Below are 24,941 nucleotides of genomic sequence, written 5' to 3'. Positions count from 1 at the left end.
AAGATGCGTCCGCGGGCCCCGGAAGGCGTCACTTTCGTAGGGAAAGATACGTACGGGCCACTTTCTCTGGGAGAGTGACGCGCGTCAGGGGTTGATCTCCCAGTCGCCGCGTTCGCGCTGGTTCTTCTCGTGCTGCGCGGCCAGCTTCTCCAGCGCCTGCGGGTCGCCGTGGTTGGAGAAGTGGTCGAAGCCCACCACGATGAACAGCGCGCGGGCGCTCACCGCGATCGGGCCGTCCTCGGTGTCGAGGCGGCCGTCCGCGCTGACGTAGATCTTGCGGCCGGCGATGCCGTCGAGGTGCGCCGTGATGAACAGCGTCGAGCCGACCGGCACCGGACGGCGGAAGTCCGTCTCCAGCTTCCCGGTGACCGCCGGGCGGCGCATCAGGTTGCCCACCGTCGAGCCGAGCGCCTCGTCGAACGCGCAGGCCAGGAGGCCGCCGTGGGCGAGCCCGGGCGCGCCCTGGTGGGCCGCGGTGACGGTGAACCGCGAGTGCACGACCTGGCCCTCACCGACGGTCGAGCGCAGGTGCAGCCCGGCGTCGGCCTCGTCACCGCAGCCGAAGCACTCGCCGAAGTGCACGCCCAGCTCGGTGCCGGGTTCCGGAGCCTTGGGGTGCGGGATCGCCGGCTCCACCGGTACCGGCGGCCAGGGTTGAGAAACACGACTCATGCGCTGACGTTAACTCGCGGGTAGTCGTCCGCTTCGTCCGGCCCGCGACGTGACCGGGCAACCTATACCTCTCGGTAGCCGGAAAGTTCCCCACCGTAGAGATTCCCCGGCTCAGACTGCCGACCTGCGGCAACCGGTCGAGACTGGCTGGATGAGCTCGAACGGCCCAACGGGCACGCTACGGAGGAGGTCGTCGCCGGCATGAGCGAACCAGCAGCTACGACGGGCAAACCGGAAGTGGACGAGAGAACCGTCAAGCGCGCCGTGTGGGCGTCCGCGATGGGCAACGCCACCGAGTGGTACGACTACGGCGTCTTCACCTCGGGCGCGATCGCCGTCAGCATCGGCTCGGAGTTCTTCCCCGGCGACGGCAACGCCGTGCTCAAGTCACTGGCGCTGCTCGCGGTCGGGTTCATCGTGCGGCCGTTCGGCGGGGCGTTCTTCGGCCCGCTCGGGGACAAGATCGGCCGCCAGAAGGTCCTGGCCATCACGATCCTGCTGATGTCGGGCTGCACGTTCCTGGTGGGCGTCCTGCCGACGTACTCCGGCGGCTACAGCATGGGCATCGCGGCCCCGATCGCGATCCTGCTCCTGCGCATCATCCAGGGCTTCTCCACCGGCGGTGAGTACGGCGGCGCGGCGACGTTCATCGCCGAGTACTCGCCGACGAAACGCCGTGGCTTCTTCGGCAGCTTCCTCGAACTGGGGACGCTCGCCGGGTACGTGCTCGGCAACCTCGTGGTGCTCGCCGTGACGCTCTCGCTGTCGGCCGACCAGGTCGACGCCTGGGGCTGGCGGATCCCGTTCTTCGTCGCGCTGCCGCTGGGCCTGGTCGGGCTCTACCTGCGGAACAAGCTCGAGGACACCCCCGAGTTCCGCCGGCTGGAGGCCTCGGGCGAGAAGCCGCGGAAGGCGCCGCTCAAGGAGATCTTCACCCGCAACTGGCGGATGATCCTCAACCTGATCGGCATCGTGCTGCTGCTGAACGTCGCGGACTACCTGCTGCTGACCACGATGCCGACGTACTTCACGGAAACGCTGAAGATCAACGACAACACGTCGACGCTGATCATCATCGCGGTCGAGGTCCTGCAGATGGCGATCATCGTGCCGCTCGGCGCGCTGTCCGACAAGATCGGCCGGAAGCCGCTGCTGCTCACCGCGGCCATCGGGTTCCTGGTGCTGAGCTGGCCGTCGCTCAAGCTGATGCAGTCCGGCAGCATCCTGTGGCTGTTCGTCGGGTTCCTGATCGTGGCGATCCTGCTGGTGCTGATGCTCGCCGTGATCGGTTCGACGTTCCCGGCGATGTTCCCGACCCGCGTCCGGTACGGCTCGTTCGCGATCGGCTACAACATCTCGACGTCACTGTTCGGTGGTACCTGCGGTGTCATCGTGACGGCGCTGATCCAGAGCACCGGCAACCCGGACTGGCCGGCGTACTACCTGATGGCGGCGGCCCTGATCGCGATCATCCCGATCATCAGGATCCCGGAGACGTCGCAGGTGCCGATCGAGCAGATCGACACCGAGGACAGCGGGGGCGGCAAGTCCCTGACCGGCGCGTCCGCTCAGCGTTGAGCGGTCCCGCGCCTCGTAATGCGTGTGCCCCGTCCGGATCACCGGGCGGGGCACACGTGCGTTGCGGGTCAGCGAGACGTCGTCCGCGGTGCTTCCGGCGCCGTCTCGGTCGGGTTCGCGGACGGCGGCGGCAGCGGGACCGACGAGGGCTGCTTCGTCTTCCGGGTGGTCGCGGCGACCGGCGGGCTCGACGGCCGCTGTGTGCTCGGCACCGAGCGGCCCGGCTGGGCCTCCGGCGGCGCGATCGACGTCGCCGGCACCTCCTCCTGGGACGGCATCGGCAGCGGTGACGGGGGAGCGGTGGTGCCGATCGTGGACAGGCCGGGGTCGGCGGGCTGCACCGGGTCCGGCGGTCCGAGGCGGTGGCCGGCCAGGAAACCGGCCACCGCGAGGATCACCGCCGTCGCGGTCGAGGTGCCCACGACCGCCAGCCGCTTGCGCCGCCGCCGGATCCGGCTCCCGCGTTCGATCACGTCGGCGGCCTCGAGCCGCATCGGCGGCGTGTCACCGGTCGCGCCGGTCAGGATCACGCGGACGTCGTCTTCGGGGTCCATGTTCGTCACCTCCCCTCCGTGGGTGCGCTGAACGTCAGCGCGGTGTAGTGCGGGCCGAGCCGGTTGCGCAGGGTGGCCAGGCCCCGGGAGGCCTGGCTCTTCACCGTGCCGGTGCTGCAGCCGAGCGCCTGCGCCGTCTCCTCGACGCTCAGGTCCTCGAAGTACCGCAGCACCAGCACGGCGCGTTGCTTGGGGCCCAGCACGGCCAAAGCCTGCCGGACCAGCGTGTCCTGCTCGCTCCCGGCTTCCGCCGGGAGCTCCGGCAGGGTGTCGGTGAGCCGCTCCCGTTTCCACCTGCTGCGCCGGTGCTCGGCGAGGAACGTGCGCAGCACGACCTTGCGGGCGTAGGCGTCCAGGGTGTCGTGGCGCGACAGCCTCGGCCACGCGAGGTACAGCTTGATCAGGGCCGCCTGCGTGAGGTCTTCGGCTTGGTGCCAGTCACCGCAGAGCAGGTACGCCGTGGACCGGAGGCTGTGCGCGCGCTCGCCGAAGTACCGGGCGAACTCGCCGTCCCACGGCGAGCCCGGCCCGGTCGACGGACGGGAGCGGGAGATCACCTGACTACCGGGTCACCCCGATGGCCGGCAGGTGCAGATCGCCGGTCGGGCCGGCCGGGACGGCGCGGGGGACGCGCGGAGCCTGCTCGGCGCGCGGGGCCTTCGTCGTCGCCGGGACGGCGCTCGGCGCCGGCAGGGGCTTGCGGGTGGACTGGGGCGGGGCCGGAGCCTGGGTCGGCGGCTCGGCAGGCCGGGTCGTCGTCGCCTGGGGCGGTGCCGTCGGCGACGGGGCGGCCATGGCGATGCCACCGGTCAGGGCGCCACCGGCGAGCACGAGCGCGCCGAGGGACAAGGCGATGCGGATACGCAAGACAGCTCCTCATTCTCGCGGGCGCGGCTGTCGATCGCCGCGCCTCTGCCCGTAGTCATGCGGTGGGTGCTCGCCGGGGTTGCATCGGATTTCCCGGGTTTCGCGGAAAGCACGAACGGCCGGGAAGTCCGCACTGGACTTCCCGGCCGCCCGGTGTTCCTCGAAGGTCTTTCTCAGCCGGCGAGCGCCGACAGCTTCTGCCAGCTCGCCCAGTCGTAGGTCCAGTCGCTGTAGTCGCCGTCCTTGGCGGTCAGCGTCTGGGTGCTGCCGGTGATCTCGACCGGGTCGCCGGTGAGCACGCCGTCGTAGTACTCCTTGGCGCGCGCGGGCGACAGGTTCAGGCAGCCGTGCGAGATGTTCTTCTTGCCCTGGGCCCAGACCGACGCGGCCAGGCCGTGGATGAACTCGCCGTTGTTGGAGATCCGGACCGCCCACGGCACCACGACGTTCTCGTAGTGGTACTTCGGGTTGCTCATCGCGTAGGTGGACTGCTTGCCCATCACGACATGCGTGCCGCTGTGGGTGACGCGGCCCGGGTCGGAGTCGAGGCCGTAGCTCACCGGGTAGTCCGCGATCTGCTGGCCGTCCCGGATGACCTGCATGGTGTGCTGCGTGGTGTTGCCCTTGACGATCTGCGAGCGCCCGATCGCGAAGCTGGCCGACACGTCCTGCTTGCCGTACACGCCTTCGCTGATCTTGACGCCGTAGATCTTGGCGTTGACCTTCACCTGCGTGTTGGGCTTGAAGTACTCCTTCGGCCGCCAGTGCACCGACGTGTCGCCATCCAGCCAGGCCCAGGAGCCCTCGGTCTTCGGCGTCGTCTCGACGGAAAGCGCCTTCTCGACGGAGGCCTTGTCGGTGACGCGGCTCGGGAAGCTCAGGGCGATCGGCATCGCGATGCCGTACGTCTGGCCGTCACCGACGTTCAGGCTGGCCTGCGTCTGCCGCTTCGGCTTGACGGTGGTGAACGTGCCGCCGATGGGCACGTTCTTGCCGTCGGCGCCCGCGGCCTGGCCGGACCAGGTGTAGGTCTTGCCGTAGCCGAGCTGCTCGGTGGTGGTCCAGCTCTTCTTGTCCGCCGACGTCTGCCCCTGGACCTGCTTGCCGTCCGGGTTGGTCAGCGTGACCGACAGGATCGTGCCGCTGTCGACCTTGACGCCGACCGGCTCGCCGGGCGCGACGTCCTGCGCGCCCGCGGCCGGTGTCACCGCCAGCTTCGCGGGCTGCGCGGTGGGCGCCGGCGCCGGTGTCGGGCCCCCGCCCGACGTCCCGCTCGCCGACACCGTGGGTTCACTGCTGCACGCCCCCAGCGCCAGCACGGCGACCAAGCCCAGTACCACAGCCGCGCCCCGGCGCCGCGTGGAAATCCTCACCGTCACTGCCAATCCCCTTTGCCCCTTTGGTGCTTCCCCTCTTACGAGACGCCTCGCGGACCTCGAACGTTGAGCGGTGTTCGAGTGACGAGCGTCACAGTCGCCTGGAGAGGCTTTAACAGAGGGGACACGGCCGACTCCGAGCCGTATCCGGTGATCACGGAGCCGATGTGCCGCGCAAGACTAACCGGTGGGTCCGACAGAAGCGGGCGCGGAGCCCTACGACGTTCCGGTGACCTTGGCCCGTACAGGCGTTTTTCGCCTCGATCACGGGGTTCAACTTTGGCCAGATCCCGGTAGTCTGCTCGCAGGCCGTCGTTTTGCGTGTTCGTGGCTTCACACTCGCGGAACTTCTGACGCGAGCCATGGAGCCGACACGCTCTTGACTCGACTCGTTGGAACCGCCCGGGACGGCCGGGGTGCCGCTTCGGTGGCATTCGAAGCGGATTTGTGCAACGAGGAGAACAGCGGTGGCGCAAGGCACTGTGAAGTGGTTCAACGCGGAGAAGGGCTTCGGCTTCATCGCGCAGGACGGCGGAGAAGGCGACGTGTTCGTGCACTACTCGGAGATCGAGGGCCGCGGCTTCCGCACTCTCGAGGAGAACCAGCGAGTGGAGTTCGAGGTCGGCCAGGGCCAGAAGGGCCCGCAGGCCCAGAAGGTCCGCGCGATCTGAGACCGAGGCTTGTTCCGGTCAGCCCACCGCGCCCCGCACACAGACCCGCTGGTTCGTGCGCACGCCCTTGCGGCGGGCGACGGCTGAACAAGTCTCGCAGGCCCTTTGCGTCTCTCAAGGCCTGAGTTAAGGGCCCCCGGCTTCCGCCGGGGGCCCTTTCTCATGTGTTCCGGGGCTGGTCAGCGCCGTCCGACGGCCGGCGCGTCGAAGGCGTCGGCGGGGAAGTGGAACTCGTCGGTGAGGTCGGTGACCTCTTCGGCCTCGACCTGCCGCTGGTCCTGGAGGGAGGCGGCCTGCCCCTCCCAGTTGAGCCGCTCGAGGATCCACTCCTGAGCGAGGGCCTGGGGCGAGATGCCGCGGGCTTCGGCGACGTCGGTGAGCTGCTTGCTGGCGATGAGGCTCATGCGCAGCTGGAACACCTGCGCCTCGCCGAAGCGCTTACCGGTCCCGGTGCTCTCATTGTCCGCATCAGGCGCCAGGGCGGCCAGGTAGCTCGTGAGTTCCTTGTCCTCGACAACACCGTCGTCGGCGGTCTTGGCGGCACCGCGGTGACGCCCGGAGGACACTGCCTTGAGGTTCGTGCGGCTGCCTAAGCGGCCGAGTGAGGGAAGGGGCACGAGCCACACGATAACGGTTGGGTCTCACCACACAAACCACTGTGAGCCACGACACGCCCCTTTATTTACCCGATCAGCCCAACCCCCACCTGAATAGCCCAAAGCAAACAAAACACAAAGCAACCAGTCACTAACAGTACGAGTCGATCACCCAAAGAAACACGGCAACAAAGACGGCAAAGATGACCGGGTAACGCTGGAAGTCCACCTACCGCACCGTGGGGGGTCCGGGGGGCTCGGCCCCCCGGGCAATACGCCGAAATGATCGGGAGCGAAGGGCGAAGCCCGAAGCCCCCCGAGAAATGGAGGACCCCCGCGCCAGGGGGAGGAACGCGGGGGTCGGAGGGGATCTCCACAGGCGCTGACCGGGGGTGTGTCAGCACCTCGATTGTTGCACGAGTTGCGTGGTTGGGCGAGTGGACAGCGGGAAATTTCCGCGTGGGGTGTCACTTTGCGCTGGGGTGACGTTCGTTCGGGTGGTGTTGTTCTCCGGGCGTGCTGATTGCGCTGCGTTGAGCGGAGCGTGGCCTCAGGTTCACTCTCCGGGGGGCTGTGTGTGGCGCCCGGCGCTGGTTAGCCTCGCGGCCAAGTTGTTGTGAGCCGTGTGGAGGGGCTATGAGCGGGTCTGTCGAAGTGCGGGAGTTCCTCCTTCGGTATGAAGGTGCCGATGGGGGTGGTGCCGCGCTCGCCGGGGGTTTGCCGGCGCAGCGCAGTGGTGCCGCTGATACGCAGCGGGTGTCGGACGACCAGGTCCGGCGGGCGCGGCTGGCCGTGGCGAACGGCGCGCTGGGGGTCGACGACTGCGTCCAGCTGCTGGAGATGCTGGGCCTGAACCTGGATGAGGACGGGCAGGCGCCGGTTCAGCGGTGAGGTGGTCGGCGGGTCCGGCGGCCCGCGTGGTCGCCGCCGGGCCTTTCCGGTGATGTTCGTGCAGGTTGTCGCCCTTTTCGGGCAATGATTCCCAGGTCTTCGAAGGTTTCTTGACGCTGGTTTCGTAACAGTGTTACGTTTGCCGCGTCGAAAGGGGCCGGACATGCGGGCGATCGAGGAAGCGGCCGGGTTGGCGAACCGGATCCGCCCGGTGGTGCAGGTGCTGGGCGGCAGGTTCATGACGTCGCCGGAGCTGGCGGCGGTCGAAGCCGAGGTGGGCCTGCCGCCGCGTTCGCTGTACGTGCGAGGCCGCTCGGCCGTGCTCGGCGACGTCCCGCCGGAGGTGGCCGCGGAGCTGTTCGGCATCTTCCCGCACTGGCTGTTCGACTTCGTCCTGCCGCCGGCGACGGCGGCCCTGGACGCACCCGCCGCGGTCCGCGCCTACGCGGAGTCATCGGCACGCTGGTCCCGCGTCAGCCTTTCGGCCGCACCGGAGCCGGGTCGCCTGGCGGAGTTGTTGTTCCGCGTGGTCGATTCGGCGGACGCGAGCGGCCTCGCCCTCTTCGCCGGCTGGAAGAACGCCTCGCGCCCGGAGGGCGAGGCGGAACGGCTGGGCTTCGCCCTGATGGTCTTCCGCGAGCTGCGCGGCGGCCTGCACTTCGCGGCGCTGCGGGCCGTGGGCCTGTCGGTGCCGGAAGCGGTGGTGGCCGACCCCGAGGGCGGCCGCGAGCGCCTGCTGCGCACGGCGTGGCCCGCGGAGGCGGCCGACGAGCTCGTGGCGTCCGCGGCGCGCAAGCCGGACCTGCGTGATCGCTGGCGCCGGGCCGAGGCGTTGACCGACGAGCGCATCGGCGAGCTGCTGACGTCGGCGCTGACGGAGCCCGAGCGCGCCGAGTTCGGCCGTCACCTGGCCGAGCTGGCGGAGTTTGCGCAGGTCCCGGCTTTGTCGAAGGGTTAAGGAACCCCCGGTGCAAAGGGGTGGTGGCGTGCCCTATGCTTGTAATCGCTCCCGGGGGACAACCTGAGAGCGCGGTCGGTCGGTTAGCCGAAACTGATCGGGCTCCCATCGTCCAGCGGCCTAGGACTCCGCCCTTTCAAGGCGGCAACGCGGGTTCGAATCCCGTTGGGAGTACGCAGTACAGTAGTAAAGGAACGAAAGCAGTACGCAAGGCCCTGTGGCGCAGTTGGTTAGCGCGTCGCCCTGTCACGGCGAAGGTCGCGGGTTCGAGTCCCGTCAGGGTCGCAAGATCGTTCGGCTCCAGGCCGGCGTTCCCGGCCAGGTAGCTCAGTTGGTACGAGCGTCCGCCTGAAAAGCGGAAGGTCGCCGGTTCGACCCCGGCCCTGGCCACCGCTCACGAGACCGCTCTGACCCAGGTCAGGGCGGTTTTCTCGTATCTCGGGCCGATCTGGGTCGTGGCCGCTGTTGACCTTGGTTGACCGCCGTTCGCCATCGCTAGTTGCACGTATGTTGCACGGCGGGACTGGCACTCTCGAAACTCGTGGCGTCATCCGGCTTGCCCTGCTGTGGTCCTCGCCACATCCGCAGCCGATCCGTGGAGGCTGTTCGCCCCCGTCCCCTCGCCCCTGCCGCAGTTAGCGCCGGAGCGTCGGCGTCAAGGGTGAGCGCAGCTCATCGCGCAGCGACGCCGCAGGCGCCCTTGATGGCGGCGGGCCGGTGTTAAAGGATCGACTGCGAGGGATCGGCCTCCGCCTACCTGTCGTCGTTCCGGCCTTAGACGCCTAGTCCGTTGGCTAGCTGCTTCGCCCGAACCGGTCATCGATCTTGCGTGGGCTCGCTGCTGCGGCCGTAGAGTGCAGGACGCGGCACCCGAGAGCATCGGCGTTGAGCAGGGCCAAACTCCACGCGCGATGTGACCGGGTGCCGCGTCCGTGCTCATGGGGCGTCGTCGTCGGCGGCGCTGCGCACAAGGTGACCTCCGGCGGCCCGCCCGGCGGCCGGCGGCCGAAGCGGAGCGGCAGGCCGTCCGTGCCGCAATCAGGCGGGGCCGCCGTGCGGCCCCGAGGTGCGCCGACGGCGGCGGCGCCTTGATCCCATAGAGCCAAGTTCGGCAGCTGATCGCTCGGAGGCTTGTGGCGATAGAATGGCGTCTAGCGCATCCCTCGGTGAGGAAGGGCGAGCCAAAATGATCTTCCGACCAGGAGGGCTGTGAGTTGCATTGGATCGATGCAAACAAGGACTGGCTTTTTGATGGTGCCTTGGTTGGCCTTCCGGTAGCAATCGTTGCCGGAGTCTGGGCGATTATCCAGCGTAGGAAGCGCGGGGGGTCAGGCGGTGGGGACGGCTCTCGGACGTCTCAAAAGCAGAAGTCAGGAAACAATTCTATAAATATTCAGTCGACTGGAGATGTTGATGTTAAAGACCTGTCCATAGATCGAATGAGGGGGAGAGGTCGTGAGTCAGAAGCAGATTAGTGGTGACGGCTCGGTCAACGTTCAAGGTGGGACGGTAAATTATGTGACTGTAGCAGGCGTTTCTGCTGCTGACGTCCATGATTTGGCAAAGAAAGTCTTTGAGGATAACTTTCCGAGGCTGGCGGAGAAGGCAAGTCAGCTAGCAATTTCGCGGGCTGATGAACTTGTGCGTGAATTTGTCAGTACGGCCGCATCTAAAGGCGGAAATCTTTCGGCAATAGCTGACCCTGATTTCCAGTACTCCTTGCTTGCGGCGCAGCGTGACTTTGCTCGGTCCGGCTCCGAGGAGCTCAAGACGCTGCTGGCTGAGCTGCTCGTAGAGCGCAGCTTGGCGGATGGGCAGCTTGAGAAAGTGGTTATTGCGGAGTCTCTCGAAACCGTCCGGAAGCTCACTTATCGCCAGATCTCAGCTCTGAGTTTAGCATGGTTGCTCACGGGGACGGTCATGGAGACCGTCAATTCCATCGAAGGTTTTCTTGGTGAGGCCAAAAAACACTTCGAGCCGTTCATTGGCAGTCTGCCTCGCAATAATTCGGAATACCTTCACATTCAGTACTCTGGCTGTGCAACGCTAGATTACCCAAGTCCACTTGGTGCTGTCGTTCGTCGTCAAGTCCCAGGCTTGTTTCAGCGTGGATTCTCGGAAAACGCCGTGCCGGAGGCGCTTTGGGGTCAAACGGTCCGTGAAAAGTTGTTTGAGAAGTGCTTCCATGACCCTCCTCTCTGGCAAATTCGAGCAATGGACGAAAGGTCGGCAAGGCGGTTAATTGCATCCGTCGACCTCGCTGCCCATATGGATCTATATGTGGGCTATCTTTCGTCGTATGAACTCTCTGACTCTCAGATAGAGGCATGGCTGATCGCGCAAGGGGATTTTTGGCCTACGCTTGTCGATCTGTGGAAAAATACTTCAATCTCCCGGATGTTTATCTCTAGTGTTGGCATGGCGATTGGTCACGCTAATTGGTCGGCCGTCGTCGGAGGCGAAAGTCCTCTTTCTGATTGGATAAGCGAAATCGCCCCAGAGTATCCGATCAGGTCTGAACGCTAAGGTCATGCTTACGGAGTATTGACTGAGGCTTGTTCTGTCGTGCCGTGAGTCGTTGCCACCTTCACGCTTTCGGGCGGTCGCGCGAGAGCTGGAATGTGCGTTAAATGGGGTGTGACAGTGTTGACGCTGAGAGGATGTGCCGCGATGTCGTTGACGGTCCCGGAAGAATTGGTCAGGAAGGCTCAGGCGGAAGCCATGACCGATGACGAATTCCTGGCCTGCGTCCAGAACTCTCTCCCCTACGCCTGGTCGGTGGTCGAGCGCCTGGTCAAGCAGTACGAGAGCGGGGTGACGGCCGCCGAGGACGGGGCTGTGCCGCCGGACGACAAGGCGTGGGGTGAGCTGCTGCGCTTCGCCGCCAGCGACTCGATGCGCGGTGCCGTTGAGCGGAAGTACGGTGTCCGGCTGGCCTTCCAGAACTGCTGCAAGACGGGCCTCTTCGCCCCGTCGGCGGTCAAGGAGTACGAGGAGTTCGTCTCGCCACGCGCGCAGATCCTCAACCAGAAGCCCGAACTCATCAACTGCTAGGCATACGACAAGCGCCCGTCGCGGAACCATCGCGGCGGGCGCTTTCGTATTTTCATGCTCTTATTGCAATGGGTCTACTCGAAGCACATATTCAAGCTCGAACCTATGTGCGTCCAACAATATGTCGGCGGTTTCCACGGGCCTCTCATTCGAGTACGTGGTCCGCACGATGATCACCACTGGCGTGCCCTTGCGGAGCTGCAGCGCTTCGGTCTCCGACGGCCGTGGCATTCGGGACCGAAGTCGCTCGACGACCCGGGTCGGGCGCATGTCGATCGCCGTGAACCTGTCGACCAGGCCGGCCGTCATCATCACGCCTTCCTCTGGGCGCTCGATCACCGTGCCTTTGGTGATCTCCATCGGCTCGTACGAGTGCGTGAGCATCATCGGCTCGTCGTTCGCGTAGGACGTGTAGTCCGTCCGCATGACGTCGGCGCCGACGGGGATCTCAAGACGCTGGGCGATGTCGACGCTCGCGCGGTCTGGGTACGTGCTGTGGCTGTACCTCGGAATGCGCTCCGCGGCTAGCGCTTCCTCCGCGAACGGGGCGCCCGGGTTGGTCTGGTAGTGCTGCTCCGACCTGCGGATAAGCGGCTGATAGCGGCGGACGAACGCGCCGAGCCGCTGAACGCGGTCGATCAGCCCTTCGCTCTCCAGTAGGTCCAGCGCTTCGCGGGCGACGATCCGGGACACGTCGAACTGCTCACTCAGTGCCTCCTGCGACGGCAGCCGATCGCCTGGCGCGAGATCCCCGCTGACGATCTGCTCGCGCAGCACGTCGGCAACGCGTTCGTACATGTGCTCGGGCACGGTCCCTCTCCTACCTGCTTCGGGGTTGCTTGATCAGCTTAGTTGACTTGGCATGCCAAGCCTTGGTATACCTAGAGATACCTTGGCATACCAAGGCGGCGGCGACAAGGCCGCGATCGGCTGAGAAAGGGCCTCTGACATGGCGATCATTAAGGGACACCGCTTCCCGATCGAGTTCGATGACGCGTTTCCGCAGGGCTTGGTCCTGGTAGGAGAGGTGACACCCGACAACGAGTACCAGTCCAGGGAAGACCGGGCCGCCGGCCGACCCACGCGACAGCGTGTCGACGAAATCTCCGGTAAGCGGCAGTGGAAGGCGACAGTGACCGATCCGGACGAGACGAAGGCGAAGCGCGCTTCGTTCGAGATCACGCTGCTGGCCGACGTCCAGCCGGTCCCGGCTACCTCGGAAGCGCTGCCGGGTATGCGTCCGATCGAGCTGGACGGGCTGACGGCTGAGCCGAAGGTGGCGGGCCAGGGCGAGTTCAAGTACCAGTCCTACGCGTTCCGCGCGACGGGCTTCAAGGCAGCCGGGAGTGGTTCGAAGTCGGCGCGCTCCGCCACGGCTGGCGAAGCTGCGACCAAGGCAGCGTGAGCGGGATGAACGCGTCCGGGCCGGTTCGCGATGCTGCGGCGTTCAGTGAGCTGGTCCGGGCGTGGGAATCGGCGTACCGCGACTACATGGCGGCGTGGGAGCACGGCTCGCGGGTGTTGTCGCCGACGTCGTCGCTCAACACGTCGAATGCGGCGCGGCGGGTGTCGCGGGCGTGGTATGAGCTGGCGCGGTCGCGGGGTCTGCCGTGGTGGTGCGTAGCGGCTCTGGAGTCGGCGGCCGAAGGGTTCGCTGAGCTGGCGCGGGATTGGGCGAGTAAGGCAGACGGTGATGGTGATTCGGGTCGACGGGTTCGGCGTGACGTGGACAGTGGAACCGCAGGATTCGGTGACGGTGGAGGAGAGCGGCCCGCATCCGGCCAGTCCGCCGATGCTGGTCGTGACCGGCGAAACCGTGGTCTCTCTCGCGGTGCCGAAGGACCCGGACCGGTGGCCGGCCTGCGTGGCGTTCCTTCTCCGGCTCCGCGACGGGGTGGACGACCTGGCGGCGCTGCTGGCGGCTCGGGGCGCGCGTGATGGGAACGGCGACGGTGAAGGCTGAGGCCAGTACGCCTCGGACGCTGCAGGAGGCGCACGAGAATTCGTATGCGCGGATGCCGGGACGTGACGCGCCCGTGTCGGCGTGGGTGGCGTTTCGGCGGGCGAACGCTCGGATGTACCGGGCCGTCGCCGATCTCGACCGTGGACACCACCACGAAGCGCTCTACTGGTCTGACCGGGAGCGGCGCGAAGTGGAAACCCTGACCAAGAAGCCTGAGTGGAAATCAGATTACGGACGGGAGGGGGTGGAGCCCACGGGTACCCCGATCACTCCGGCGGCGCGCCTGAATGAGGAACAGCTTCCGCCGCTGCCGGAGGTCGAATTCGGCGCGTACCTGCGAGCGGCGCGGGAACGGGAATCGTTGAGCCTTACGGCCGTCGCGGCGCGGGCGAAGATCGGAAAGTCGACCTTGCAGGCGATCGAGACGGGATCGCGTCGCCCGGGGTCGCTGCACGTGATTGCCGCACTCGCTGACGCACTGGGTGAGGACCGCGTCGTGTTGGCCCTGCTGGCGCTGCGTGGACACTCGGACGCCTCTGGGCGATAGCAAGCTCCGGAAGAACTGAATATCGAGAATTTCGCACGTGGGGACGTGTGGCGGATAAACGCGTCCTCACGTGTCTTGAAATGACCCTTAAGAACGCAGAACCGGTTCCCTGGCTACCAACCTTTTCGCCGGTTCTGCGTCTGTCCACTGGAGAAGTGAACAATGCGAACGATAAATGATGACAACCAACGTCAGTCAACCGGGGTCACCCGGATGCGCTGTGCGGAATGCAAGAAGTTCGCGCGTCTGCTGCCCGGGGAGACCAAGTGCGCCCCGTGCCTGGGGATGCTGCCGCTGGTGCTCCGCACGGCTGATGTGCGGGGTGGTCGCTGATGGACGCGCACGGCGTGATGACGCTGATGGCGGTCAGCGGCGGCCTGGCGGTGCTGCTGTGGGTGCTGGCGAAGATCGGGCGTGCGCTGGCCGGCCTGGCGGAGATGCTGGCCGCGCTCGCGGTCTTCGGGATGGTGCTCTGGGGCCTGGCGCGCGCGGTCGGCTGGGTTGTTCGGCAACTCGTGACGCACTGGCGGACCTGCCTCACCCTCGTCGCGGCGTGGGCCTGGTGCCGGTGGCTGGGCGGGCTCTCGCTCCTGGTCACCGTCGTCGTGCTCGGCTTGGTGCAGCTCGTGTGGTGGCGGCTGGACGCGGTGAGCTACGACCAGTGGTGCGGTCGGTGGCTGCGCTCGTGGTGGCTGCGCTGGGCGCTCTACGGCCGGAAGCTGGCCGGCTGGCTGACCGCGTGTGGCCTGGTGGTCCGGGACGCCTCGGTGCCTGTCGACGTCACGGTGTCCCTGGTCGGGCGTCGACGGGGCCGGAACACGATCGCCCGCAGTCAGGACCGCTCGTCTGGGGTCGCGGTGCCTGCGCTGTTGTCGGTCCGGTCCGGGGCCTCGTGGGATGAGGTCCGGGTGCGGCTGGTGCCGGGGCAGAAGCCGGAGGACTTCGACGACGGGGCCCGCGCGCTGGCGGTCGCCCGGAAGGTCACCCGCTGCCAGATCCGGGAACTCGAGCCCGACGTCGTGTCGATCGACTTCATGCGCCGGGATCTCCTCGCGTCGCCGGTCGCGTGCCTGCCAGTGCCGGACCTCGTCGCCGTTGACGGCACCGGGGTGGACTTGCGGGCGGTGTTCGCCGGGTCGACCGAGTACGGCAAGCCCTGGCGGCTCCCGCTCGTCGGCACCGGCGCTCACACGTTGGTCGCCGGGGCCACCGGGTCAGGCAAGAACTCGGTGATGTGGTGCCCGCTGGTCGCGGCGGCCTCGGCGATCCGGGCCGGTCTCGTGCGAGTGTCCGGGATCGATCCGAAGGCGATGGAGCTGTCCTACGGGCGCGGGATCTTCGCCCGCTACGGCCAGAGCGGCCAGGAAGCGGTCCAGGTCCTCGACGCGCTCCTGGACGAGCTGGAGACGCGCAAGCGCGAGTTCGCCGGGCACACCCGGCAGGTCCCGATCTCCACCGACTACCCGGTGGAGCTGCTGGAGTTCGACGAGATCGGCGCGCTGACCAAGTACACCGACCGCAAGACCCGCGACGCCATCGTCGAGAAGGTCGCGATCCTGACCACCCAAGGCCGCGCCCTCGGCTTCACCGTGCGCGGCTACGTGCAGGAACCGACGAAGGACACGGTGCCGGTGCGGGAGCTGCTGCCCCGGCGGATCGCGATGCGGCTGACCTCGAAGACGCAGGTCCCGATGGTCCTCGGAGACGGCGCGTATGAGCGCGGGGCGTGGGCGAACCGCATTCCGGAGTCGGCGGCCGGGGTCGGCTACGTCTGGGGTGAAGGCATCCGCGAACCGCTGCGGGTGCGGGCCGGTTGGGTGCCAGATCAGACGATCAAGCAACTGGAGCACTACGTCACCAACGGCGGTGCCCAGGTGATCAGCCTGGCCGATCGGCGCACGGGCGAAGGGAGGTCGGCGTGAACGCCAAGGCGGAAGAAGCACAGGCAGAGGCGATGCCGGCCACCCCGGTTGGGCGAATCCGTGGTGCCATGTCGGCGGAGGTCGTCAAGGCCACGGCGGAGAAGTATGGCGTATGCGTGCGGCCGTTCACGATGGAGGTTGGCGACACCGAGACTGGTGAACTCCGGTACGTCCCGGTGCCGTGCGGTTCCACAGTGGAATCGGTGTGCCTGCCCTGTGCGCGGAAGGCGAAGGCGCTGCGGCAGGCCCAATGCCGCGAAGGCTGGCACATGACCGAGGAACCGGTGATCGCCCGCGAGAAGCCCTCGGAGACCCAAACCGAGCTGCTGACCTACCGGGCCGATCTCGCGGCGCACTACCGCGACGTTGTGACGGCCGGGGATGAAGCCGAGGCCGAAGAGCTGCGTTCCGAGATCGCGGGCGTGGACGTTGAGCTGCGGGCCTCGGGAATGACCGGTCGCCTGCCCGCCCTCGACCTCCCGGAGCGCAAGCCGGTCAAGCGGTCGACGAAACGGCGGCAAGACGCGCCGAACCTGCCTCGGCGGAAGGTCGCGAAGACGACGGTGGGGCGGGAGTTCGCGGGGAAGTTCCGGCCGTCGATGTTCGTCACGTTGACCTGCGACACCTACGGCCCAGTTCGTGACGGGGCTCCGGTCGACCCGGCCCGGTACGACTACCGGCGGGCCGCCCGGGATGCCGTGCACTTCTCCGCGCTCGTGGACCGGTGGTGGCAGAACCTCCGCCGGGTGGTCGGCTGGGACGTGCAGTACTTCGCGACGGTCGAGCCGCAGAAGCGGACCGCGCCGCACCTGCACTCAGCGATCCGCGGGGCGATCCCGCACGACGTCATCCGGCAGGTCACGGAGGCCACCTATCACCAGGTCTGGTGGCCGTCGCACGACCAGATCGTCTACGTCGATCGGCTGCCGGTCTGGGACCCGGACACCCGTGTGTTCCTGGACCCGGACACCCGGCAACCGCTGACGTCGTGGGATGACGCGGTAGAGGCGGTAGAGGACCCAGCGCACGTGGTGACCTTCGGGCAGCAGGTGCATTCGAAGGGCATCCTCGGCGGCACCGAAGAGGCCGGCCGCCACATCGGCTACCTCACGAAATACCTGACCAAGTCCACCGGCGAAGTCGTGGAAGCGGACACGGCGCGGCTGCGGGATCACCACGACCGGCTCCACGCCGAACTGTCGGTCACCCCCTGCTCGCCGCGCTGCGCGGTCTGGCTCCTGTACGGGGTCCAGCCCAAGGGTGCGGGCAGCAAGATTACCCCCGGCCACTGCAAAGGGCGGGCTCACAGGCGGACCACGCTCGGGCTGCCGGGTCGGCGGGTGCTGGTGTCGCGAAAGTGGTCGGGCAAGACCCTCGACGACCACAAAGCCGACCGGAAAGCCTTCGTCGCCCAGGCGCTGGCCGCGATCGGGATCGAGAAACCGCAACCGGACCCGGCCCGGCTGGTCTGGCGGAAGGTCGAGCCCGGAGACCCGCAAGTACCGCCCCGACCGCATCTTGTGATGCGCGCGATCGCGGAACGGATCACGTGGAAAGCGGAGTACGACCGGGCGCTACTCGCTGCCGCCGGACCGCCAGGGGACGGTCCGGAAACTTCGGCAACTCAGCTCGCAGCTTGATCGACACGGGGGAGAAGCACATGAAAACGCAGTACCTGAACGTCAAGGAAGCCGCCGCCTACCTGGGGACCACGGAGCGGTTCATCCGGCGGCTGATCGCGGAACGGCGCATCGCGTTCCACAAGCTCGGCGCGCATGTCCGGCTCGCCCTCGGGGACCTGGACGCGTTCGCGCAGGCCGGGCGGGTCGAACCGGTCCAGGTCAACTGGTCGGCCGGCCGGGCGGTGGCGTGATGGCGAAGAAGCAAGGTCGTCGCCGGTTCGGCTCGGTGCGCAAGCTGCCGTCCGGGCAGTTCCAGGCGTCGTTCATCGGGCCGAACAGCCAGCGGCAGTACGCGCCGAACACCTTCCGGACGAAGACGGATGCGGACCGTTGGCTGGTTGGGGTTGAGGCCGACCTCGCCAAGGGCGCTTGGTTGGACGACAAGCTCGGCCGGGAGACGTTCGGCAACTACGCCAGTGAGTACCTGCGCACCAACCCGGAGATCGGGGACCGTTGGGAGGAGACGTGTCGGCGGAACATGCGTCTTCACATGGTCCAGTTGCTGGACCGGCCGCTGATCGCGATCACGCCGCTCGTGGTTCGGACCTGGTACGCGAACGCGCTGGACGGGACGGGAGGTAAGACGTCCATCGCCCAGTCGTATCGATTCCTGCGAGCCGTCATGAACTCGGCGAAGCGTGACGGAGCGATCGCGGTCAACCCGTGTCAGATCCCCGGCGCGGGCTCGGACAAGGCAAAGGAACGGGGGATCGCCACGCCCAAACAGGTCGTGGAGGTCGTCGAGGCGATCACTCCGCGATACCGGGCGGCCGTGCTCTTGGCGGCTTGGTGCGGTCTTCGGCGCGGGGAAGTGTGTGGGCTGCGGACGGAGGATGTCGACCTGGCCGATCACGTTGTATGGGTGCGGAAGAACCGTGTGGAGCTTCTGGAGAGCCCCAAGAAGTACGACAAGGACCCCAAGACGGACGCGGGGCGTCGGCCGGTGTCAGTTCCCCCGCACGTCATGCCGTACCTCCGCGACCACGCGAAGGAGTGGGCCGGTCGGGAGCGGTTCTTCGTCGGCAAGGATGGCCGGCCGATGAACGGCAACGCGGTCTACCAGGCGTTCGTCCGGGCTCGCGTGAAGGTCGGCATCGGAGTGAGCTTCCACGACCTGCGGCACACCGGCCAGACGCTCGCCGCCAGTGCGGGGGCAACGCTGGCCGACCTGAAGAAGCGGCTCGGGCACGCGTCGGCCGCCGCGTCGCTGCGGTACCTCCACGCGGTCGAAGGGCGAGACAAGGAGGTGGCTGCCGAGTTGAGCAAGCTTGCTGCTCATGGTGACGCGGCGAAGCTCCCGAAGTCGATCGTGGTTAAGCACTGACTAAAATGTGTAAATCGCGAGATCGCGAGTTGAGAATAGACGCAGACTGGGAGCGTGCTGTGGATAGTCCACCGGAGGAAGCTGCTGGGAAGTGGGTTAAGGGGAGCGATCTCCGTACTGCGGAGGCATGTGATTACGCCAGTCTGATTTCAATCATTGATGACCTGAGCTTCGTGGTGCTGAGCGCGACCAGGATCCTCAAAGAGATGGAGGCAGGCGAGCTTGATGAGGATGCCTCGGTCGTGGTTCGTGGTCTGTGGTCGGCGGCGCTGGTCGCGTATAAGCGATGCTTCTCTGACGGCAAGCGCGCCTTCCTCAGTGAGGATGATGTGCAATCACTGTCCCTCAAGGGCGATGTGGTCGAGTGGCATCGCTTCGTAGTTCAAATGAGGAATAAGCATATTGCGCATAGTGTGAACCCATTCGAAGAGGTCCGGGTGGCTCTCTTTCTCGATGATGACCGTAATGTCCTGGGGGCCGGCCCCTTGATGATGAAGCACGTTTCCGGCGATCAGCAGACGGTGTGGCAGCTGGGCGCGTTGGCCAGCCAAATCCTGGACGTGATCCGCCAGCGGGCGTCCGACCAACTGGACGCGCTGTTAGCGGCCGCGCGTGAGATGGAACCCGAGGCCCTGGCCCGACTGAAGCCGCTGGAGCTGACTGTCCCTGGCGCCGAGCAAGCGGGTACGGCCCGGACGTGATGTTGCACGGGGGTTGCACGTGGCGGCAGTGCAACCCCCGTGACCTGCGGAAACGTCTGCGCCTGAAAAGCGGAAGGTCGCCGGTTCGACCCCGGCCCTGGCCACCGCTCACGAAAACCGTCTCGACTCAGTCGAGGCGGTTTTTTCGTTACCCGGCTCCTCGACGTGGAAGTACCCAACGGGCTTGGGTCCTTCGGCGATCACCACCACCGTGCCCGGCCGGATCCGCTGGGGGCCGGAGGTGCGCCCGCCTCTCCAGCTGCTCGTTAGGCCGAACGAGTGAACCCCGAACGTCCATGTCCGGACCCGGCGAACGGCGTCGACCTACCGGCGAAGGCAGCCTGAGAACGGGCCGCCACCCACCACGGGAGCCGACATGCGATACCTGCTCACGCTGCACATGAACCCCGCCCTCTGGGGCACCCTGACCGACGACCAGAAGAACGGCGTCTACGCAGGCCACGGCGACTTCATCAAGCTCGTCACCGAATCCGGCGAGATGGTCGAGACCAAGGCGCTCGTCGATCCCGCCGGTACCAGGACCGTCCGGGTCGAGAACGGTGTGCCGCGTGTCGAGAACGGCACCTTCGTCGAGTCCGCCTCCTTCCTCTGCGGCTACTACGTCGTCGACGTCGAGAGTGAGGAGCGGGCTGTCGAGCTGGCCGGGAAGATCCCGGACGCGCGGTACACCGCCGTCGAGGTGCGCAAGGTGATCCACGAGGGTTGACCTCTAGCGGCTACCGACTGCCGAACAGTTCGTCCGCCGGGATCGGCCGGCCCAGGTGGAACCCCTGCGCCTGGTCGCAGCCGAGCCGGCGAAGCAGCTCCAACTGCTCCGCGGTTTCGACGCCTTCGGCGATCACGGTCAGGTCGACCGCGTGGGCCATCGCGATGATGCTCGTGACGATCGCCTCGGCGTCGTGTGATTCGGCGATGCCGGTGATGAACGAGCGGTCGATCTTGAGCGTGTCCAGTGTCAGCCGGCGCAGCTGCGCGAGCGACGAATAACCGGTGCCGAAGTCGTCGATCGCCAGTAGCACGCCCAGGGATCGCAGTGCTGCCAACACTTCCCCGGCCGCTTCCTGGTCGCGCATCAACGCGCTTTCGGTGACCTCCAGGCAGAGCGCGCCCGCGGGCAGCCCGGTGCTCGCGAGCGCGTCCTGGACCGCGGGCACCAGGTGCGGGTCGTCGAGCTGCCGCGTCGAAAGGTTCACCTTCAGCGTCAGGTCCAAGCCCTGGTTGGCACGGCGCCAGGCGAGCTCGCGGGTGGTGGCGCGCAGCATCTCCTTGCCGATCACGTTGATCAGGTCGCTCTCTTCGGCCAGCGGGATGAACTCCGCCGGGGAGATCGGGCCGAGCCGGGGATGTGTCCAGCGCAGCAACGCTTCGACCGCCACCATCTCGCCGGTCTTCAGGTCGACCACCGGCTGATAAGCGGGCCAGAGCTGGCCTTCGTGGACCGCGTCGCGCAGGTCCTGTTCCATCCGCAGCCGGCGTTGCATCCGTTCGCGCAGGCCGACGTCGAAGACGTGGTGCCGTCCCCGCCCGAGCGTTTTCGCTTGGTACATCGCGACATCCGCGTCGCGCAGCAGATCCTCGGCGCTGCGCTGGTCCGCGCCGTCGACGAGCACGACGCCGATGCTGGCGTCGAGGTGCAGCTGCCGGCCGAGCACGCCGATCGGCTCGGCCAGCGCGGCCCGCAGGTGCTCGGCCAGCGCGCGGACCTCGCCGGGCTCGGTGACCTCGTCGGTGACGATGACGAACTCGTCGCCGCCGAGCCGCCCGACCAGGTCGGCGCGGCCCGACGAGCGCCGCAGCCGCTCGCCGACGATCCGCAGCACCTGGTCGCCGACCGAGTGCCCGAGGGAGTCGTTGATGACCTTGAACTTGTCGAGGTCGAGGAACAGCACGGTCGCCGGGCCGCGGCGGCCCCGGACGTCGAGGCGGTCGAGCACCAGCGTCCGGTTCGCCAGCCGGGTCAGCGGGTCGTGGGTGGCGTCGTGCGCGAGCCGGGCGCTGATCGCGCGGGTCTCGCTGATGTCGGTGAACGACGTGACGACCGCGGCCGCCGTCGGGTCGTCCGGGTCGAGCAGCCGGGAGGTCAGCGACACCCAGACGTCGCGGCCGTCCGGCCGGCGCAGGCGCACGACGAGTCCGTTGTAGCTGACCCCGGTCCGCCGGGTCCGCACCGACGGCATCTCGTCCGGCGGGATCCACTGCCCGGATTCGGTGAACAGCACCAGCGAGTGGCACGGGACGCCGATGAGGTCGGCTTCGGCGACGCCGAGGATCCGGCACGCCGCCGGGTTCGCCGCTTCGACGAGCCCGGTCGGCCCCATGAGCAGCACGCCTTCGTCGAGCGAGGCGACGACCGTGCGGTAGTTCCGCTCGGCCCGCCGCCGCGCGGTTTCGTCGGCGCAGACGAGCACCCAGCCGTCGTTCATCTCAGCTGCCGAAACGCGGACCGTCAGCGGCGCTCCGTCCCGTCGCCGGTGCACGGCTTCGGCGACGCCACCGCGGCGCAGCTCCAGCGGCGCGCCGACCAGCTCGCTCGCACGGCGTCCGACGGCTTCGGTCGCGGTCCACCCGTACACCGTCTCGGCGGCCGGGTTCCAGCTGGTCACGACACCTTCGCCGGTGGTCGCGATCAAGGCGTCGCTGACGTGCGACACGAGCGCGGCCTGGTAGCGGAGGGCGTCGGCGGCCGCCTTCTTCGCGGTGATGTCGCGCATGACGACCTGGTAGCCGGTCCCGGCCGTGCGCACGGTCTGCGCCTCGACGGCGAACTTGCTGCCGTCCAGCCGGGACATCAGGGCTTCGACGGGCTCGGTGGCGGCGCCGGGCCCGGTCAGCAGCGCGAGTTTCTCCAGCAGCGCGGGCCGGGAGTCCTCGGCGACGAAGTCCGTGAACGGGCGGCCGACGACCTCATCGGCGGAGCAGGCGGCGAACGCGTCCAGGGCGGCACGGTTGGCGTAGGTGACGACGCCGTTCTCGTGGACGCAGATCGCGTCCGGACTCAGCTCGACCAGCTCGGCGAGGGAGTCTGCCTCCATGTGCGTCCGTCCCCCATGCTGCTCGGCTGTGGCCCGTCGATTACACCACCGACTCCGGCCCCTGCATACCCGCCGGAATCCGCGTCCGGCCTGCGGATGCGCGGCGCAACCGCGGGCCCCAGAACAGCAGCCCGAAGTGCGCGGCGACGGCGTGGCCGAGCAGCGTGACGACCGAGTCGAGGGTCGTGGGGTCGTCGCTGAGGTAGATCACCGCGACGAACGCCTCCATCGCGGCCAGCGCGAGGAGCCGCGTGCGGCCGCGGAGCAGGAACACCAGGGCGCCGGCCGTGGTGAAGAAGCCGTAGCTGACGCCGATGTCGAGCCAGTGCCCGGCCGAGCTCGGCAGGACGTGCGCGCTGATCAACCCCATCACCGGCAGCTCGGTGACGAGCGTGGCGAGCACGTGGCCGGAGAAGAACACGGTGGCCACGCGGCGGATGCCGAACCGGCGTTCCAGCGGCGCGACGGCGATCGCGAAGATGAGGACGTAGACGAGCCAGCCTTCGTCCGCCAGCCAGAGCGCGCTGGTCAGCAGCGAGGTCAGCGGCCGCCGCCATAGGTTGTGGGCATCGGTGCTGGACAGCCGGAGGAGCCGGTCGGTCAGGTCCGCGTCGGCGAACCGCAGCAGCAGCGTCGTGCCGAGCAGGAGGACGAGATAGCCGAAGGTGAACGGCGTCGCCCGCGGATTCGGGATGAACCGGACGAACTGCCGCCAGTTCCGCCGTGCCGGACCCGCGAGGTCGAGGACCCGCGGTTCGGCTTTCAGCAGCATGGTCTCAGCTTCGCCGGGCATGCTGGGATTCTCCCCAACCGCAGCTGTGAAAGCCCTGTGGATAGTCACTGACCGTCAGATCGCACAGCACGTAACGAATTTTTGCCGGTACCTCACCCGTTCGGGTGCTTTGTGCGGTAAAAATACGGCCGTGAACGACGAGGTATCGGTCGCCGAGCTGCTCGTGCGCGAGGGCTGGGGCGACCGGCCGGTGCAGTCTCGGTGGCGGGTGGTCGCGGTGATGCTCGCCGTCGTCATCGGCTGCGGGGCCGCCGCGGTGCTGGTCGCGTTCAGCAGCGGTCAGGTGCGCCAGGACGCCGCGCCGGTCGACCAGATCCAGGTCGTCCCCATGCCGCAGCGCACCACCGGCCTCGGCGGCGCGGGTCAGGCGACGGACTCGCCGAACGACGGCGGGGTCGGCGGCGGTACCGGCGGCGACGTCGTCGTCCCCGGCACGCACGAGGGCACCGTCACCGAGGTGCCGGGCCGGACGTCGGACACCGAGAGCAGCGCCGAGTCTTCGACGGCGACCACCGCGCCGACCGCCGGCGGCCCGGGCTCCACGACCGCCCCGACCACGACGACGACCCCGGCCGGTGGTCAGCCGCCACCGCCACCGCCCACGACGTCGACTTCGCCGCCGCACCAGGTCACGTGCATCCTGATCATCTGCTGGTGATCAGGCGAGCCGCTCGCCGAGGTCGCTGAAGTCGGACGTGTTCCAGCGTTCCGGGCGCATCACGATGGCGATGTTGCTGCCGTGGCTGGCGTCGGTCGCGTCCGTGTACGCCTCGCTGACGCCCGGCGGCAGGTAGCGGGCCGCCACCTCGTGCCGTTCCGCCTTGGTCATCGGCCACGTCTTGACGACCGGGCCTTCGACCGAGACGTACTTGTAGACGCCGTCCTGCTCCTGCACGCACAGCGCGAACCGGCCGGCTTCCTCGATCAGCCGGGTCTTGCGCAGCCCGGGTGACGTCATCACCATGACGTCCCCGCCCGGCTCGTAGCGGTACCAGATCGGCGTGGTCAGCGGCGCGCGTCCGGGTTCGGCGGCGACGCTCAGCACGCCGACACGCGGCTCGGCGAGGAACGCTTCGCGCTCTTCACGGGTCATCTTGCGGGACATGGCGACGCTCCTTAAGGCAATTCGATTTGCCTTAAAGGTACGCAGACGCGCCTCCCTAAAGCAAGTGCCTTTGCTTTAGGGTGGCCTTATGACCCGACCCGGCGGCCGCAGCGCCCGCGTCCGCGACGCGGTGCACGACGCCGTCGTCGAACTGCTCGCCGCGGGGGAGACCGACGCCACGGTCCCGAAGATCGCCGAGCGGGCGGGCGTCAACCCGACCAGCATCTACCGCCGCTGGGGCAACCTCGACAACCTGCTCCTCGACGCCGCCGTGACGCGCCTGCGCGAGACGTCGCCGATCCCGGACACCGGCTCGCTGCGCGGGGACCTGACGGGCTGGGCGGACGGCGTCGAACGCGCGATGCGCGACCGGCACGGCCAGATCCTGCTGCGCGCGCTCGTCGCGACCATGGCCCCGGAACGCGAACCGGTCGAATACCTCCGGGCCCGCGGCGACGACCTGCAGCAGGCCCTCGACGCGGCCGCGTTGCGTGGCGAGGCAGTGCCGTCGGTGCAGGACGTCCTCGACCACGTCCTGGCCCCGCTCTACTTGCGCGTCCTGTTCCGGCTCCCGGTTGAGCCGGGCGTCGGCGCCGAATTCGTCGAACGGTTGCTCAAGACCCTTTGAGCAGGT

Annotated in this window: 27 protein-coding genes and 3 tRNA genes; 20 read left to right on the top strand and 10 right to left on the bottom strand. The window is 67.7% G+C overall.

Going from position 1 to position 24,941, the window contains the following annotated elements; genetic code table 11:
* Nucleotides 1–84: 84 nt before the first annotated feature.
* Nucleotides 85–672 (bottom strand): PaaI family thioesterase, encoded by a 588-nt coding sequence (locus ACLJQZ_RS21960; protein ID WP_410621779.1) that lies wholly within the window; start codon nucleotides 670–672, stop codon nucleotides 85–87.
* Nucleotides 673–873: 201 nt separating this feature from the next.
* On the opposite strand from ACLJQZ_RS21960, the gene ACLJQZ_RS21955 reads away from it, so the two are divergent.
* Nucleotides 874–2,250: an MFS transporter gene (locus tag ACLJQZ_RS21955; protein ID WP_410621778.1), complete on the top strand. Its 1,377-nt coding sequence runs from the start codon at nucleotides 874–876 to the stop codon at nucleotides 2,248–2,250.
* Nucleotides 2,251–2,318: 68 nt separating this feature from the next.
* Here ACLJQZ_RS21955 and ACLJQZ_RS21950 read toward each other — a convergent pair whose 3' ends face one another.
* The 4 genes from ACLJQZ_RS21950 to ACLJQZ_RS21935 form a co-directional block, all read right to left on the bottom strand.
* Nucleotides 2,319–2,804, bottom strand: a complete 486-nt coding sequence (locus ACLJQZ_RS21950; RefSeq protein WP_410621777.1) for a hypothetical protein — start codon at nucleotides 2,802–2,804, stop codon at nucleotides 2,319–2,321.
* A 5-nt stretch (nucleotides 2,805–2,809) separates the two neighbouring features.
* Entirely contained in the window at nucleotides 2,810–3,361 is a 552-nt protein-coding gene (locus ACLJQZ_RS21945) for a SigE family RNA polymerase sigma factor (protein WP_410621776.1), read from the bottom strand.
* A gap of 4 nt (nucleotides 3,362–3,365) precedes the next feature.
* Nucleotides 3,366–3,671, bottom strand: a complete 306-nt coding sequence (locus tag ACLJQZ_RS21940) for a hypothetical protein (protein ID WP_410621775.1) — start codon at nucleotides 3,669–3,671, stop codon at nucleotides 3,366–3,368.
* 173 nt (nucleotides 3,672–3,844) lie between these two features.
* Nucleotides 3,845–5,044: a L,D-transpeptidase gene (locus tag ACLJQZ_RS21935; protein WP_410621774.1), complete on the bottom strand. Its 1,200-nt coding sequence runs from the start codon at nucleotides 5,042–5,044 to the stop codon at nucleotides 3,845–3,847.
* Nucleotides 5,045–5,514: 470 nt separating this feature from the next.
* On the opposite strand from ACLJQZ_RS21935, the gene ACLJQZ_RS21930 reads away from it, so the two are divergent.
* Nucleotides 5,515–5,718 (top strand): cold-shock protein, encoded by a 204-nt coding sequence (locus tag ACLJQZ_RS21930; protein WP_003097368.1) that lies wholly within the window; start codon nucleotides 5,515–5,517, stop codon nucleotides 5,716–5,718.
* 179 nt (nucleotides 5,719–5,897) lie between these two features.
* Here the strand turns inward: ACLJQZ_RS21930 and ACLJQZ_RS21925 are convergent, their stop codons facing one another.
* Entirely contained in the window at nucleotides 5,898–6,335 is a 438-nt protein-coding gene (locus tag ACLJQZ_RS21925; protein ID WP_410621773.1) for a hypothetical protein, read from the bottom strand.
* A gap of 615 nt (nucleotides 6,336–6,950) precedes the next feature.
* Here ACLJQZ_RS21925 and ACLJQZ_RS21920 point away from each other — a divergent pair.
* From ACLJQZ_RS21920 to ACLJQZ_RS21890, 7 genes are all read left to right on the top strand, one after another.
* Complete coding sequence (locus tag ACLJQZ_RS21920) at nucleotides 6,951–7,205, top strand: hypothetical protein (RefSeq protein ID WP_247060133.1); 255 nt, start codon at nucleotides 6,951–6,953, stop codon at nucleotides 7,203–7,205.
* Between the two features lie 163 nt (nucleotides 7,206–7,368).
* Complete coding sequence (locus tag ACLJQZ_RS21915; protein ID WP_410621772.1) at nucleotides 7,369–8,163, top strand: SCO6745 family protein; 795 nt, start codon at nucleotides 7,369–7,371, stop codon at nucleotides 8,161–8,163.
* Nucleotides 8,164–8,264: 101 nt separating this feature from the next.
* Nucleotides 8,265–8,337: transfer RNA gene (locus tag ACLJQZ_RS21910), tRNA-Glu, on the top strand.
* Nucleotides 8,338–8,374: 37 nt separating this feature from the next.
* Nucleotides 8,375–8,448 (top strand) — tRNA-Asp (locus ACLJQZ_RS21905).
* A 31-nt stretch (nucleotides 8,449–8,479) separates the two neighbouring features.
* Nucleotides 8,480–8,553 (top strand) — tRNA-Phe (locus tag ACLJQZ_RS21900).
* 1,065 nt (nucleotides 8,554–9,618) lie between these two features.
* Complete coding sequence (locus ACLJQZ_RS21895) at nucleotides 9,619–10,689, top strand: LPO_1073/Vpar_1526 family protein (protein ID WP_410621771.1); 1,071 nt, start codon at nucleotides 9,619–9,621, stop codon at nucleotides 10,687–10,689.
* A 93-nt stretch (nucleotides 10,690–10,782) separates the two neighbouring features.
* The gene (locus tag ACLJQZ_RS21890; protein ID WP_410621770.1) at nucleotides 10,783–11,217 is read left to right on the top strand and encodes an SCO5389 family protein; all 435 of its coding nucleotides are present in this window, start codon (nucleotides 10,783–10,785) and stop codon (nucleotides 11,215–11,217) included.
* Nucleotides 11,218–11,277: 60 nt separating this feature from the next.
* Here ACLJQZ_RS21890 and ACLJQZ_RS21885 read toward each other — a convergent pair whose 3' ends face one another.
* Nucleotides 11,278–12,027 (bottom strand): GntR family transcriptional regulator, encoded by a 750-nt coding sequence (locus ACLJQZ_RS21885; protein ID WP_410621769.1) that lies wholly within the window; start codon nucleotides 12,025–12,027, stop codon nucleotides 11,278–11,280.
* A gap of 139 nt (nucleotides 12,028–12,166) precedes the next feature.
* On the opposite strand from ACLJQZ_RS21885, the gene ACLJQZ_RS21880 reads away from it, so the two are divergent.
* The 9 genes from ACLJQZ_RS21880 (at nucleotide 12,167) to ACLJQZ_RS21840 (ending at nucleotide 20,083) form a co-directional block, all read left to right on the top strand.
* Nucleotides 12,167–12,622 (top strand): hypothetical protein, encoded by a 456-nt coding sequence (locus ACLJQZ_RS21880; protein ID WP_410621768.1) that lies wholly within the window; start codon nucleotides 12,167–12,169, stop codon nucleotides 12,620–12,622.
* Between the two features lie 288 nt (nucleotides 12,623–12,910).
* Nucleotides 12,911–13,180, top strand: a complete 270-nt coding sequence (locus ACLJQZ_RS21875) for a hypothetical protein (RefSeq protein ID WP_410621767.1) — start codon at nucleotides 12,911–12,913, stop codon at nucleotides 13,178–13,180.
* Nucleotides 13,170–13,727 carry an AMED_5909 family protein gene (locus ACLJQZ_RS21870; protein WP_410621766.1) on the top strand — a complete coding sequence of 186 codons (558 nt, stop codon included), beginning with the start codon at nucleotides 13,170–13,172 and terminating at the stop codon, nucleotides 13,725–13,727. Before ACLJQZ_RS21875 ends, ACLJQZ_RS21870 begins: the two co-directional genes overlap by 11 nt.
* 332 nt (nucleotides 13,728–14,059) lie before the next feature.
* Nucleotides 14,060–15,649 carry an FtsK/SpoIIIE domain-containing protein gene (locus ACLJQZ_RS21865; RefSeq protein WP_410621765.1) on the top strand — a complete coding sequence of 530 codons (1,590 nt, stop codon included), beginning with the start codon at nucleotides 14,060–14,062 and terminating at the stop codon, nucleotides 15,647–15,649.
* Nucleotides 15,650–15,681: 32 nt separating this feature from the next.
* Complete coding sequence (locus tag ACLJQZ_RS21860; RefSeq protein ID WP_410621819.1) at nucleotides 15,682–17,289, top strand: replication initiator; 1,608 nt, start codon at nucleotides 15,682–15,684, stop codon at nucleotides 17,287–17,289.
* A gap of 20 nt (nucleotides 17,290–17,309) precedes the next feature.
* The gene (locus ACLJQZ_RS21855) at nucleotides 17,310–17,522 is read left to right on the top strand and encodes an excisionase family DNA-binding protein (protein WP_410621764.1); all 213 of its coding nucleotides are present in this window, start codon (nucleotides 17,310–17,312) and stop codon (nucleotides 17,520–17,522) included.
* Complete coding sequence (locus ACLJQZ_RS21850) at nucleotides 17,522–18,655, top strand: tyrosine-type recombinase/integrase (RefSeq protein WP_410621763.1); 1,134 nt, start codon at nucleotides 17,522–17,524, stop codon at nucleotides 18,653–18,655. The genes ACLJQZ_RS21855 and ACLJQZ_RS21850 overlap by 1 nt, the downstream gene beginning before the upstream one ends.
* Nucleotides 18,656–18,714: 59 nt before the next feature.
* Nucleotides 18,715–19,356, top strand: a complete 642-nt coding sequence (locus ACLJQZ_RS21845; RefSeq protein ID WP_410621762.1) for a hypothetical protein — start codon at nucleotides 18,715–18,717, stop codon at nucleotides 19,354–19,356.
* Between the two features lie 376 nt (nucleotides 19,357–19,732).
* Nucleotides 19,733–20,083, top strand: a complete 351-nt coding sequence (locus ACLJQZ_RS21840; RefSeq protein ID WP_410621761.1) for a YciI family protein — start codon at nucleotides 19,733–19,735, stop codon at nucleotides 20,081–20,083.
* 10 nt (nucleotides 20,084–20,093) lie between these two features.
* Here the strand turns inward: ACLJQZ_RS21840 and ACLJQZ_RS21835 are convergent, their stop codons facing one another.
* On the bottom strand, nucleotides 20,094–22,409 hold the full coding sequence (locus ACLJQZ_RS21835) for an EAL domain-containing protein (RefSeq protein WP_410621760.1): 2,316 nt from the start codon (nucleotides 22,407–22,409) through the stop codon (nucleotides 20,094–20,096).
* 40 nt (nucleotides 22,410–22,449) lie between these two features.
* Complete coding sequence (locus tag ACLJQZ_RS21830) at nucleotides 22,450–23,202, bottom strand: rhomboid-like protein (RefSeq protein ID WP_410621759.1); 753 nt, start codon at nucleotides 23,200–23,202, stop codon at nucleotides 22,450–22,452.
* Nucleotides 23,203–23,332: 130 nt separating this feature from the next.
* Here ACLJQZ_RS21830 and ACLJQZ_RS21825 point away from each other — a divergent pair, with 130 nt between their 5' ends.
* Complete coding sequence (locus ACLJQZ_RS21825; RefSeq protein WP_410621758.1) at nucleotides 23,333–23,860, top strand: hypothetical protein; 528 nt, start codon at nucleotides 23,333–23,335, stop codon at nucleotides 23,858–23,860.
* Here ACLJQZ_RS21825 and ACLJQZ_RS21820 read toward each other — a convergent pair whose 3' ends face one another.
* Complete coding sequence (locus tag ACLJQZ_RS21820; RefSeq protein WP_410621757.1) at nucleotides 23,861–24,307, bottom strand: pyridoxamine 5'-phosphate oxidase family protein; 447 nt, start codon at nucleotides 24,305–24,307, stop codon at nucleotides 23,861–23,863.
* Nucleotides 24,308–24,395: 88 nt separating this feature from the next.
* Between ACLJQZ_RS21820 and ACLJQZ_RS21815 the strand changes: the two genes are divergently transcribed.
* Entirely contained in the window at nucleotides 24,396–24,935 is a 540-nt protein-coding gene (locus tag ACLJQZ_RS21815; RefSeq protein WP_410621756.1) for a TetR/AcrR family transcriptional regulator, read from the top strand.
* The last annotated feature ends 6 nt before the right edge of the window (nucleotides 24,936–24,941 follow it).

The organism is Amycolatopsis sp. cmx-8-4 (assembly GCF_046548675.1).
Taxonomy (GTDB): Bacteria; Actinomycetota; Actinomycetes; order Mycobacteriales; family Pseudonocardiaceae; genus Amycolatopsis.
This window is presented reverse-complemented; position numbering and strand designations above follow the sequence as displayed.

Coding starts and splice junctions, on each gene's coding strand:
- ACLJQZ_RS21960 (WP_410621779.1), bottom strand. CDS start 672: ATGAGTCGTGTTTCTCAACCCTGGCCGCCGGTACCGGTGGAGCCGGCG.
- ACLJQZ_RS21955 (WP_410621778.1), top strand. CDS start 874: ATGAGCGAACCAGCAGCTACGACGGGCAAACCGGAAGTGGACGAGAGA.
- ACLJQZ_RS21950 (WP_410621777.1), bottom strand. CDS start 2,804: ATGGACCCCGAAGACGACGTCCGCGTGATCCTGACCGGCGCGACCGGT.
- ACLJQZ_RS21920 (WP_247060133.1), top strand. CDS start 6,951: ATGAGCGGGTCTGTCGAAGTGCGGGAGTTCCTCCTTCGGTATGAAGGT.
- ACLJQZ_RS21915 (WP_410621772.1), top strand. CDS start 7,369: ATGCGGGCGATCGAGGAAGCGGCCGGGTTGGCGAACCGGATCCGCCCG.
- ACLJQZ_RS21890 (WP_410621770.1), top strand. CDS start 10,783: ATGTGCGTTAAATGGGGTGTGACAGTGTTGACGCTGAGAGGATGTGCC.
- ACLJQZ_RS21880 (WP_410621768.1), top strand. CDS start 12,167: ATGGCGATCATTAAGGGACACCGCTTCCCGATCGAGTTCGATGACGCG.
- ACLJQZ_RS21875 (WP_410621767.1), top strand. CDS start 12,911: ATGGTGATTCGGGTCGACGGGTTCGGCGTGACGTGGACAGTGGAACCG.
- ACLJQZ_RS21865 (WP_410621765.1), top strand. CDS start 14,060: ATGGACGCGCACGGCGTGATGACGCTGATGGCGGTCAGCGGCGGCCTG.
- ACLJQZ_RS21860 (WP_410621819.1), top strand. CDS start 15,682: ATGCCGGCCACCCCGGTTGGGCGAATCCGTGGTGCCATGTCGGCGGAG.
- ACLJQZ_RS21855 (WP_410621764.1), top strand. CDS start 17,310: ATGAAAACGCAGTACCTGAACGTCAAGGAAGCCGCCGCCTACCTGGGG.
- ACLJQZ_RS21850 (WP_410621763.1), top strand. CDS start 17,522: ATGGCGAAGAAGCAAGGTCGTCGCCGGTTCGGCTCGGTGCGCAAGCTG.
- ACLJQZ_RS21840 (WP_410621761.1), top strand. CDS start 19,733: ATGCGATACCTGCTCACGCTGCACATGAACCCCGCCCTCTGGGGCACC.
- ACLJQZ_RS21835 (WP_410621760.1), bottom strand. CDS start 22,409: ATGGAGGCAGACTCCCTCGCCGAGCTGGTCGAGCTGAGTCCGGACGCG.
- ACLJQZ_RS21830 (WP_410621759.1), bottom strand. CDS start 23,202: ATGCCCGGCGAAGCTGAGACCATGCTGCTGAAAGCCGAACCGCGGGTC.
- ACLJQZ_RS21820 (WP_410621757.1), bottom strand. CDS start 24,307: ATGTCCCGCAAGATGACCCGTGAAGAGCGCGAAGCGTTCCTCGCCGAG.
- ACLJQZ_RS21815 (WP_410621756.1), top strand. CDS start 24,396: ATGACCCGACCCGGCGGCCGCAGCGCCCGCGTCCGCGACGCGGTGCAC.